This window comes from Pedobacter sp. (assembly GCF_040513095.1).
GTDB lineage: Bacteria > Bacteroidota > Bacteroidia > Sphingobacteriales > Sphingobacteriaceae > Pedobacter.
The window spans coordinates 1-10,791 of record NZ_JBEVDX010000073.1 but is presented as its reverse complement, the minus strand read 5'-3'; the positions used below and the strand labels follow the sequence as shown (position 1 = coordinate 10,791).

Here is a 10,791-nt window from a genome sequence, read left to right as displayed (position 1 = left end):
TTTATCGGGGAAGTACCTGGTTCCTTTTATATTGAAGTTATGATCCGCACGGTGATCATTTACTTTATTCTGATTTTAGCGATCCGTCTGATGGGTAAACGGATGGCCTTACAATTGAACGTGACGGAAATGGCCGCGATGGTAACCCTTGCTGCGGCTATCGGAGTACCTATCCAGGCCCCGGACAAAGGGATACTGCCTGCCGTTGTGATTGCACTTGTAGTAGTACTTTGTGAAAGGATACTCTCAAAACGTGCGATGATGAGCGAGAAGTTCGAAGAAATAATACACGGGGACATTTATGTTCTGGTGCAGGATTCAGTAATTAATATGGACTGTCTGGGTGCATCGGGTATGTCTAAGGCCCTTATCTTTGAACAGGTACGTGCCCACGGGATAAATCACCTCGGCCACGTAAAGCGTTTGTATATGGAGTCGAGCGGGGCATTTTCATTGGTTATCGATACTGATGTCAAGCCGGGATTATCTGTTATGCCCGAGCATGACCTGGATTACTGGTTAAGCAATGACTGGCTGAGTAACCAGTACGTTTGTGCAAACTGCGGTAATGGGGGACATCCTGAAATTAACCCTGAACTGAAATGCAGCGTTTGCCAGCACACGGTTTGGGTGCAGGCTGTAACTTCACAGGAGAACTATGTTAAAGCTTCATAAACCAGCTTAGCATGGCAAAGGCCTATGCAGAAAGATGCCCCGCAAGAGTAATCTTGCGGGGCATTAGCCATTTCACTCTAACCTAAAACGACTAAAAAAAGCTTTTACGCTTTTTCTTTCTGGTAAGGCACAATACGACAACCCCTAAAATTGCCGCCCTTACCAAAACCTTTTTGGCCAGACCGGCCTTGTTAAATTTCAGTTCAGACTTCATCCCGTGCTCTGCAAACAGATTTGGTATTATGCCTTCTGCAAGGTCTTCTATGATGCCTTCCACTACGTTAATCCTATCTGCCAGCAACATTGGTAACCAGTGCCCGTAACTTGACTCACTGTATTTAAATGCATGGCGCCTGATCATGCCACTCAAACCTGTGGGTGGGCTTGCGGTTCCAAATACTGCTGATAATGCCGGGCGTTCGTTCGACTTTAAGATTTCTACAGTCTGGACCTGCTGTGCGGGCCTTTCCCAGTTGCTTCTCTTATGGTCATCGCCCGTATAATTTTTCATCGGGTAATTTGGTTCGTCCTCCGGATTGGCATCAATGCCCCAGCCGGGGATCTGGGTATAATCTTTATTGCTTTCCATAATCTTATTTTGCTGATGGCATGATTAATACCGGTTTGATACAATTGTCTAATTTGGCTGAGAACATATGGTAAGCGTCGCCTACTTCTTCCAAAGGGAAGCGGTGGGTGATAATAGCTTTCGGATCCAATCTGCCCGCCATGATATGATCGATCAGTTTTGGCAGCAGTCTTTTTACAGAAGCCTGGTTTGCCCTGATGGTAATCCCTTTGTTGACTACGTTACCGATCGGGATTAAATTATCCGTTGGCCCGTATACACCGACAATAGAAACGATACCACCTTTTTTCACTGAGTTTATAGCCCAGTGCAGCGCAGTTGCAGAACCTGCCTGCAGCAACAATTTACGGCCAGTAAGTGTCTGCATTGCGTTACCTGCTGCATCGCCACCTACGGCATCAATACAAACATCTGCTCCAAACCAGTCTGTAGTTTTCTTTAGGAAGAGCACCGGATCTTCCAGTGATTCAAAGTTATATGCTTCGCATTTGGCGTAATTACGAACAAATTCCAGCCTGTATTCCAGGTGGTCGATTACGATTACGCGTGCTGCTCCAAACAACCATGCGCATTTAGCTGCCATAATCCCAACCGGACCGGCTCCAAATACCACTACTGTATCGCCGGGTTTGATGCCGCCCATTTCAGCTGCCTGATAACCTGTAGGCACAACGTCTGTCAGTAACAATGCATCATCCGGGTCCATGCCTTCAGGAATTACTGTAGGACCAACATCTGCGTAAGGCACTCTTACATATTCTGCCTGTCCGCCGTCGTAACCACCTGCAGTGTGCGAGTAGCCAAATATTCCACCTACGGCTGTGGCTTGTGAGTTAGATTCGTGACAGTTGCCATAAAGTTCCTGTTTGCAAAATGCACATTTACCACATGCAATGTTAAAAGGAACCAATACTGTATCGCCAACTTTCAATTTATTTACTTCAGACCCTACGTCAACAACTGTTCCCATAAACTCGTGACCGAAGGTCATTCCAACCCTGGTATCAGGCACGAGGCCGTGGTAAAGGTGCAGATCTGAGCCGCAGATACAAGAGCGTGTAACTTTGATAATAGCATCCTCCGGGTGTAGGATGACGGGATCTGGTTTCTCTGATGCCCTGACCCTGAAGGGCCCGCGATAGTTCATTGCTAACATAATTATCCTCCGTTTAATTTAATTTTGCTGCCTTAACATTCTTATCAGCTTACAGTTTCATTTATCTCAGAAAACATTAATAGATGATATTTTGTAAAATCATTTATTATCTTGAGCCTCTTAAGATGAGGAAGCCTGTAAAACTATTAAAGGACTGGGTGGCACTAAAGCATAAGGGACAGCTGATTAGGGAAAGTGGTGAACCTTACTTTAACCACGTTGCCGCGGTGGCAGCAATGGCTAGCGGTGCAACCGACTTCGGTTACGAAATTGGGTTGTGCCATGATCTTCTCGAAGATACTTATGCTACAATAAACGAACTCAGGGATGCACTGCTGAGCTTTGGTTACAGCCAGTCGGCCGCAATGCTGATCAGCTCCTGCGTTTTGGAACTGACGGATGTATTTACCAAATCTGCTTATCCTGGCTTAGGCAAAAGCGCCAGAAAAAAGATGGAGGCTGCGCGATTGCTTACAATCAGCCCTGCTGCGCAAACTGTAAAATATGCTGATCTGATTTATAATATTGGCTGGGTGCTAAAATACGATAAGAAGCGCGCGAAGAAATACCTGTTGAAGAAAAAACGGTTACTCAACGCTTTAATTGAGGGTGATAAGGATTTGCATAGTAAGGCTTTAAGCGCTGTGCTTTCTGGATTGCAATCATTGTAAGATCATTTATTTCTTCCTTCGGACAGATCCACCAAACAAAAATCATCTGACAGAGTTATACCATCTCTTTTACAGAAAGCAGAAGTGTTTATAAAATTGTTAATGAGATTATTATGGAAAACAGTCAGAACAGCGGGGACAAAAACGAGGACCTGCAAGATGCATTAAAAGATGTGAACGAGAATAAACACCAGGATTTGAGCCAGGAAAACATCGGCAACGAGCCTGAGGAACAAACATCCGGGGATCCGGAAAGCCCATATAAGCTGAAGGGGCTGGAAGATAAACGTCCTGAAAGTGATAATATAGAAAAGGGCTGGACTGTTGATTCCGATACCAGCACCAATGCTGATGATCCAGAATAAATTGACAATCCTCATTTAAAGAAAAACTATCATGAATTTAAAAGCTATAACATTCGCAATGCTTGTAAGCATTGCTGCCCTGGGTTGTTCTTCTGATCATAAAACAGAAGCATCAGCTGACTCCACAGCCAGCAAGGAAGGCACAGACAAACACTTAAACGAGATGCGTACAGGCACGGGCCCGGGCACCGGGACAGGAAGTGCAAGCGGAACCGAAACAGGAACACCGGGAACTGGTACAGGACCGGGTATTACCAGCAAACCTGAAGAGGGCGTATCAGGCGGCGACAGGATGATCGCAACTGGAACAGGTACAGATCCAAAAAAGCCGGATACCGGCGTAAAAAAAGGGAAATGGCCTACACAGGGTGATCCTTTCAGTTAATCTTTATGCTATCGGCGAGGTAGGTAAGCTAAACCAAAAGCTGCTTCCCTTGCCGATTTCACTCTCTACACCAATATCACCGTCATGTTTGTAGATAATCTGCGAGCAGATATAAAGGCCTAATCCCAGTCCTGAATACTGACTACCGTCACTGGTAACACGGTAGTACCTGTCAAAGATGTAAGGAATTTTTGCTGCTGGTATACCGGGTCCATGATCAGTCACGGTTACTTTCGTAACATCTTTTTCCTGCGTTATACAGATATTTATTTCTTTCGAATCAGGCGCATATTTAGCCGCATTACTGATAAAGTTTACCAGTACCTGCTCAATTTTGTGTGCATCTGCAAATACTTTAACAACTGGCTCACAGGATACTACAATGTCAAATGCTCCACCTGAACGGATGTCGTGGCAGCAATCATCTACAAGATCGCGCAGTACTACCCACGATTTCTTCAGTTGCAGCTGACCTTCGGTCATATTGGTTGCATTCAGCAGATCATCTATCAGCGCCCGCATTTTATCCATGCTTTTATTGGCCTGCAGGATAAGTTTGGGCAGCATAGGTGAATCCAGACGGTCACGCAGCTTATTCATCAGTTGCAGTGAAGCTTGTAATGATGTAACTGGTGTTCTCAGTTCATGACTGGCCACACTTATAAAATCGTCTTTTTGTTGTATGGCTTTTCTCCTGTTGGTAACGTCCATGAACGTACCGATGCCGGCAATAATTTCGCCGTCCGTATCTTTCAGCGGGGCTGCATTCATGGAGATATAAAATCTTTCCCCTTCGATGGGCTGTACGGCGATCTCGTAGTCATAAACGGGATTACCGGTTTCAATTGCGTTGGTAATAGGATAGTACTGTGGAGGGAGTGGCTCCCCGTTTATCCAAAGCATTTGCCAGTCTGCATAAACATACTCAGTTCTATTTAAACCGGTAATGCCAAGCATCTTTTTTGCCATTGGGTTAGCATAGGTTGTTTTACCTTCCACATCCATGATGATCACGCCCTCTGCCATGGTTTCCAAAACGCGGGAAAGACGCTCCTGATTGGTTCTCAGTTCTTTCTCAACGAGTTCTTTTTCAGCTATATTAATGGTCAGTTCCTTGGTTCTTTCTTCAACTGTAAGTTCCAGTGTTGCATTCAGGTGGTTTGCAACGCGCTGCGCATCCAGCAACTGTTCGTTACTTTCCTGTAACAACCTCTGGTTTTCCTGCTGGACAGTTAAATTTGTGATAATGATACTCATGCATAGGCCCTCACTTAGTTCAAGCCTTTTCAGTGATAACAATACGGGAACTTCATTTTGGTCGGCAGTGAATAGCTTAAGTTCCAGTTTAGTATGGTGCTCCCAGGCGTTGAGCATTATCCTGCTCCAAAATAGTTGGTCTTTATCCTGGATGAAACGCTGGAAGGGCTGCCCAATAATTTTTTCCAGCATGAGGCCGGTAATTTCTGAAAAGCTTGAATTGGCATATAAAATTATACCGTCCTGATTGAGCGTAACTGCGCCCTCAGACATTTGCTCTATAAATATCCTGAAAGAGTGGTCGGCCGTTTTTAATGTGAATATAGAATGCCCTTCATCATCCTTCACAATCAGTGCATCAATCTGGCCTGAACGAATGGCATGAATTGTATCATTTGCCTCCTCAAGCAAATATTCTGCTTCTTCTAATAACGCTAAGAGCTCTTCTTTTGATTTCTCTGTGTTCAAACTGCAGTAGATTATTTAATACCCAAACCACGTAAAACTTTTGCCTTGTCAGACATATCTCCAATTAATCTTCTGTATGGAGCCGGAAATTTTCTCACCAGCATTGGCACGGCAGCCACATTTTCTTCCAGTGCCATTTTAGGCTGCTGGTATACATCAATGACCTCGAGTTCGTATTTTCCTTCAAGGTGTTCCACAAGAATCTGGTTTAAGTTATTTATTGCGCGAACGGACAAGGACGAAGTGCCTGCAACAAAGAGCTGCAGTTGGTAGATAGGGTTATCTTTTATTTCCCATTCGGAAAAATCCTGATGATCATTCATTAAGGTCCTTATTGTGCTTGTTTAGGGCGTATGTTTAATCCCACCAAAACCTTTTCCTCGTTAGATAAGTCTCCAATTATTTTTCGCACAGGCTCCGGCACTTTTTTAACCAAAGTGGGAACCGCAAATATCTGGTCTCCTTCAGCGAGCTGAGGGTTTTCAAGCAGGTCAATTACTTCGATAACATACTGACCTTGCAAATGTTCTTCACAATATCTTTTTAAATTATTTAACGCCGTAACGGACTTTTGGGTCCGGCCTGCAACATACAGCATAAGCTCGTATTGTTCTTCCATGTTGTCGTTTAGATTACTCACTTGCTGAAGACTTGGTGTTACTGCGCATGTTAGTTAAGGTTTGTCGTGTTTTATTGATTACTTCCCGTTTAATTTCTTCTTCCGTATAGATTTTGTTCAACTCTTCTTCGGTAGATTCAAACTCTATACGAAGGTCCTCAATTTTACTTTCCAGTACTTTACGTTTACGTTCGAGCTCTCTGTCTTTACGGCTTAGCGCACTTGAATGCAATACTATGCCGGTTTGTTCTTCTAATTTATGCGCTTCTCTGGCCGATCCGGTTAGGATACCATCTGGCCCCAGATACACATCAAGTAAATCTATTCCTTTTTCTCCGATCACAAATTCGCGCACCTGATTAGAATGTCTCATTCCGCGGGATTTCATTACATACAGACCTTTGTTACGCTCCCCATTCATCTCGATGTCTTTGATTTGCAGCCAGGCATCTACCAGTGACGATACACCTTCATCTGTTTGTTCGTTTACAATATTATTTAGCGTAAGCGCAGTAAACATTACTGTAATCTGCTCTTCCTGTAAAAAGTCGATTAAACGTACAAGCATGGCTTTTACTTCACTAACTGATCCAATGGTAATCAGGTTGGTAATAGGATCAAGCACTACTACCTGGGGCTTGAACTTTTTGATTGCTTTGTGAATAGCTACAAGATGCATCTCCAAACCATACAACGTTGGTCTTGATGCATAAAACTTTAACAAGCCAGAATCGATATGTGCCTGCAAATCCATTCCTATAGAACGCATATTTCTGATGATTTGCTGTGGCGATTCTTCAAATGCAAAAAACAGGGACTTGCGGCCGTCTATACAAGCCTGATTAACAAAACCAGCTGAAATACTTGTTTTACCCGTACCTGCTGTTCCCGAAACCAGGACACTGCTGCCCCGGTAAAAACCGCCACCACTAAACATATCGTTTAACGCTGATATGCCAGTAGGTATGCTTTCTGATGATACAGGTTTGTCTAACTGAAGGGAGGTAACAGGTAATACTGATATTCCTTCTTCATCAATCAGAAATGGATATTCATTGGTACCATGTAAGGTACCGCGATATTTAACTATTCGTAACCTGCGTGTAGATATTTGATTGATTATACGGTGATCGAGCAGAATAACGCAGTCAGAAACGTATTCTTCCAGCCCTTGTCTGGTAAGTGTTTTCTCGCCCTGCTCGCCGGTGATAATTGCAGTAACGCCTTTTTCTTTTAACCACCCGAAAAGTCTGCGCAATTCGGCACGTAAAATACCAACGTCGGTTAATCCCGCAAATAAATTTTCTATGGTATCAAGAACGACACGTTTAGCGCCAATTGTGTCTATTGCATAGCCTAAGCGGATAAATAAACCTTCGAGGTCATATTCACCGGTTTCTTCAATTTCACTTCTGTCAATGTGAACGTAGTCTACTTTTATTTTTTTGTCAGCCTGCAACTGCTTCAGATCAAAGCCCAGTGAGGCCACATTCATAGCAAGTTCATCTGGTTTTTCTTCAAAAGCCATAAATACACCAGGCTCTCCATATTCCTGAGCCCCCCTTATCAAAAATTCTAATGAGAACAATGTTTTACCACAGCCAGTGCTGCCGCAGATAAGGGTTGGTCTGCCGGTAGGTAAACCGCCCATAGTAATCTGGTCTAAACCATTGATTCCGGACGGTGTTTTTGGCAGTGTTGTTAATGGTGTGCCAGTATGATCAGCTGGCGATTGTATTGATGACATAAATGATAGTGGTAATTTTGATAGAAATATAGAACAATTTCAGCAATATAATAGCGGCAATTAACACACATAGGTTGTTTTCTGTATAACTTGCTGATTATTAGTTTCGCTAATCGTGTTTTAAATCCCTGCTCAAAAAAAGTATTATCCCTGCCGATAAGCTCTTAAATGGTTACTCTGCCTTAATTATACATTTTCAGTTTGGTCTTCAGTAATCTTCTTGCTTCATGGATCCTGGTCTTCACTGTACCGATTGGTATGTCAAGTTCCTCTGCTATTTCATGGTATTTGAATCCTTCAAAGAATTTTAAAAAGGGGACCAGGTAGGCGTCCGGAAGATTTTTCAGTGCCTTGTTAATGTCATCACCAATCAAACTTCCTTCAGCCTGGTTACGGGATGCGCTTGTCACCAATTGATAAGACATTAGTTCTTCACTGGTATCTATAATACTTCTGCGCCTGACTGTAGCTCTGTAATCATTAATAAAAGTGTTTCTCATTATTGTATACAACCACCCTCGCAGGTTTGTGCCATCTTTATAAAGTTCAGAATAACGGAACGCTTTCAGAAAGGTGTCCTGCACAAGATCGTTCGCATCATCATTGTTCTTTGTGAATGAAAATGCAAAATTCTGCATTGCTGATTTGTGGCTGTTGATTTCAGAACTGAAGGTAATGTTTTTCATAGGGAAGATGTTAGTTATTGTTTTTAGGTAGATGGTTGTTTTAAAACAAGGAGCATACCAAAATAGTTAGTTTTATTTCCTGAAATTGAAAACTTAGGGGAACATTTTTGAGGAGCATAATAGAAAATACCATTATAAATGTTCAGAAATGTGATTTTAAAGTCCCATCAGAGAGATTAATAAGATTGTTTAACTTTTCTGCTACAGAACTTTAATAAATTTGGCACAGAAATACTGTTATATTTTGTATCTATATAACTACAGTGATGTGTGGGATAATGGGGACAAGGATATTTTCTTTATTCAAAAAGGTACCGGTATTATATTTCCTGGTTTCTAATCAGGCCTAAATAAAAAAAGCCCTCGAACTTAGAAATTCGAGGGCTTTTTTTCATAAAGCAGTATTAGCTTTTCACACTGTCGTAATCGCTCCATTGAGCAACACCTTCAGGTTCAGCATTTTTAACTTCTGCGCTTTTTACTTCGCTCAGTTCTGCGTTTAAAGTCTCTGCTTCAGCCAGTTCAGCAGATTTGTCATCAGGTAATTCAGTCAAACCAACTGTTTCTTTAGAGAAAGCAACCGGATCAGCTACAAATTCCCATTCTTTACCAGTTTTTGGCATTACACCTTCATTCCATGGACCAGTAAAACTATTTTCTGGCGAGAAATTGAAATATTGTTGGGTATAACGTGGATCAGCCTGCAATACTGCAGGAGGGAAGTTAGGCTGAATAGTATTCAATGCCGCTTCGAACATGTTGTAGTGCGCAATCTCGCGTGTCATCAGGAATGAAAGCGTATTTTTTACATACGGATCATCTGTGAATTTCATTAAGTGCTCATAAACAATCTTAGCTCTAGACTCTGAAGCTAAGTTGCTTCTTAAATCTACAGTAAGGTCACCATTTGAATGGATGTATGAGGCACACCATGGAATACCCTGGCTATTTCTTAAAGTTGGACCGCCACCGGTGATGATCGGGAATTGTGGATTGGCCCTTAAAGCTTCATGGATAATGTTTTCCTTTGTAGCTTTACCATCCAGCACCTGCATGATCTCACTTTGATCAGCAGCGTCCTTAAGTTCGCCGTTAACGCCTTTAAGCAACATCTGGATTGTAGCACCTACGATTTCAAGGTGGGAAAATTCTTCAGTTGCGATGTCCATCAGTAAGTCGTACTTATCCGGATGGGGTTGTTTAGCGCCAAACGCTTGTGTGAAATACTGCATTGCAGCAGCTAGCTCTCCGTTTTCACCGCCAAATTGTTCTAGTAAAATATTGGCAAAAATAGGATCGGGTTTAGAAACCCTTGCATTGAATTGTAAGTCTTTTGAGTGATGGAACATAATATGTTTTTTATTAGGTGAAGTGTACGCCTGTAACTCTTCTTATTCGTTTAAGTTTTACATGAAAATTAATGATAACGATTATAAACAAGCCCGCTATTAGGCATTCACATAATAAAAAACCAAAAGCTTATATTTTAGTTATCATACGTATGGAGACACTGCATTACAATACCGGAGATACCATACTCACTATCAATTATCCTATTGATGAATCAGGCCATTATTGTATCGAAACAGAAGATGATACAGAGATTGGGCATTTGTATATTGCCGGTATAGATGAAAACCATAAAACTCCAGTCTGGAAAGGGACAACGGAAGAGGTGGATCACATTGCAGCTGAACTGGGAGAATTTATAGAACAATCAGAGCTTTAAGTTCAATATATTCTTCCAATGAAAATAGCAAGTTACAATATCAATGGCATCAACGGCCGTTTGGCAAACCTGCTGCGCTGGCTCAAAGAAGCAAAGCCTGATGTTGTGTGTCTCCAGGAGTTGAAATCCACTGACGCTCTTTTTCCTGAGGAAGCGTTAATGAAAGCCGGCTACCACGCTATCTGGAGCGGACAGAAAAGCTGGAACGGAGTAGCTATACTATCCAGATATGGCGAAATCAAACAAACTATAAAAGGAATGCCCGGCGATGAGGAAGATGTGCAAAGCAGGTATATCGAAGGTTTTATCAATGGGATTGTAATAGGTTGCCTTTATCTCCCAAATGGTAATCCCTGGCCGGGGGATAAGTTCACTTACAAGCTCAACTGGATGAAAAGGCTGAACAGTCATGCGAAGCGCTTACTGTCTTTTGATCTGCCCGTT

The 10,791-nt window shown here is 42.4% G+C and carries 14 protein-coding genes; 6 read left to right on the top strand and 8 right to left on the bottom strand.

Annotated features, from left to right (window positions below; genetic code table 11):
• A partial coding sequence (locus ABWY16_RS09205) for a DUF421 domain-containing protein (RefSeq protein WP_353904353.1) occupies positions 1–675 on the top strand: 675 nt, incomplete at its 5' end.
• A 91-nt stretch (positions 676–766) separates the two neighbouring features.
• Here the strand turns inward: ABWY16_RS09205 and ABWY16_RS09200 are convergent.
• Both ABWY16_RS09200 and ABWY16_RS09195 read right to left on the bottom strand, forming a co-directional pair.
• Entirely contained in the window at positions 767–1,264 is a 498-nt protein-coding gene (locus ABWY16_RS09200; RefSeq protein ID WP_353904352.1) for a hypothetical protein, read from the bottom strand.
• Between the two features lie 4 nt (positions 1,265–1,268).
• Positions 1,269–2,411, bottom strand: a complete 1,143-nt coding sequence (locus ABWY16_RS09195) for a zinc-dependent alcohol dehydrogenase (RefSeq protein WP_353904351.1) — start codon at positions 2,409–2,411, stop codon at positions 1,269–1,271.
• A 134-nt stretch (positions 2,412–2,545) separates the two neighbouring features.
• Between ABWY16_RS09195 and ABWY16_RS09190 the strand changes: the two genes are divergently transcribed.
• The 3 genes from ABWY16_RS09190 to ABWY16_RS09180 all read left to right on the top strand — a co-directional run bounded on the left by ABWY16_RS09190 (position 2,546) and on the right by ABWY16_RS09180 (position 3,841).
• Entirely contained in the window at positions 2,546–3,091 is a 546-nt protein-coding gene (locus ABWY16_RS09190; RefSeq protein WP_353904350.1) for a hypothetical protein, read from the top strand.
• 113 nt (positions 3,092–3,204) lie between these two features.
• The gene (locus tag ABWY16_RS09185; protein ID WP_353904349.1) at positions 3,205–3,456 is read left to right on the top strand and encodes a hypothetical protein; all 252 of its coding nucleotides are present in this window, start codon (positions 3,205–3,207) and stop codon (positions 3,454–3,456) included.
• 31 nt (positions 3,457–3,487) lie between these two features.
• On the top strand, positions 3,488–3,841 hold the full coding sequence (locus tag ABWY16_RS09180; protein WP_353904348.1) for a hypothetical protein: 354 nt from the start codon (positions 3,488–3,490) through the stop codon (positions 3,839–3,841).
• Positions 3,842–3,844: 3 nt separating this feature from the next.
• Here ABWY16_RS09180 and ABWY16_RS09175 read toward each other — a convergent pair whose 3' ends face one another.
• The 6 genes from ABWY16_RS09175 to ABWY16_RS09150 all read right to left on the bottom strand — a co-directional run bounded on the left by ABWY16_RS09175 (position 3,845) and on the right by ABWY16_RS09150 (position 9,967).
• On the bottom strand, positions 3,845–5,566 hold the full coding sequence (locus ABWY16_RS09175; RefSeq protein ID WP_353904347.1) for an ATP-binding protein: 1,722 nt from the start codon (positions 5,564–5,566) through the stop codon (positions 3,845–3,847).
• A gap of 11 nt (positions 5,567–5,577) precedes the next feature.
• Positions 5,578–5,889, bottom strand: a complete 312-nt coding sequence (locus ABWY16_RS09170; RefSeq protein WP_353904346.1) for a circadian clock KaiB family protein — start codon at positions 5,887–5,889, stop codon at positions 5,578–5,580.
• An 8-nt stretch (positions 5,890–5,897) separates the two neighbouring features.
• The gene (locus tag ABWY16_RS09165; protein WP_353904345.1) at positions 5,898–6,185 is read right to left on the bottom strand and encodes a circadian clock KaiB family protein; all 288 of its coding nucleotides are present in this window, start codon (positions 6,183–6,185) and stop codon (positions 5,898–5,900) included.
• A gap of 13 nt (positions 6,186–6,198) precedes the next feature.
• Positions 6,199–7,932, bottom strand: coding sequence for a circadian clock protein KaiC (gene kaiC / locus ABWY16_RS09160; RefSeq protein WP_353904344.1), 1,734 nt, complete (start codon positions 7,930–7,932; stop codon positions 6,199–6,201).
• Positions 7,933–8,114: 182 nt separating this feature from the next.
• Complete coding sequence (locus ABWY16_RS09155) at positions 8,115–8,618, bottom strand: RNA polymerase sigma factor (RefSeq protein ID WP_353904343.1); 504 nt, start codon at positions 8,616–8,618, stop codon at positions 8,115–8,117.
• Positions 8,619–9,022: 404 nt separating this feature from the next.
• Positions 9,023–9,967 carry a manganese catalase family protein gene (locus ABWY16_RS09150; protein ID WP_353904342.1) on the bottom strand — a complete coding sequence of 315 codons (945 nt, stop codon included), beginning with the start codon at positions 9,965–9,967 and terminating at the stop codon, positions 9,023–9,025.
• A gap of 152 nt (positions 9,968–10,119) precedes the next feature.
• On the opposite strand from ABWY16_RS09150, the gene ABWY16_RS09145 reads away from it, so the two are divergent.
• Positions 10,120–10,347, top strand: coding sequence for a hypothetical protein (locus ABWY16_RS09145; protein ID WP_353904341.1), 228 nt, complete (start codon positions 10,120–10,122; stop codon positions 10,345–10,347).
• A gap of 18 nt (positions 10,348–10,365) precedes the next feature.
• Positions 10,366–10,791 (top strand): exodeoxyribonuclease III (locus ABWY16_RS09140; RefSeq protein ID WP_353904340.1); only part of this gene is annotated, 426 nt, incomplete at its 3' end.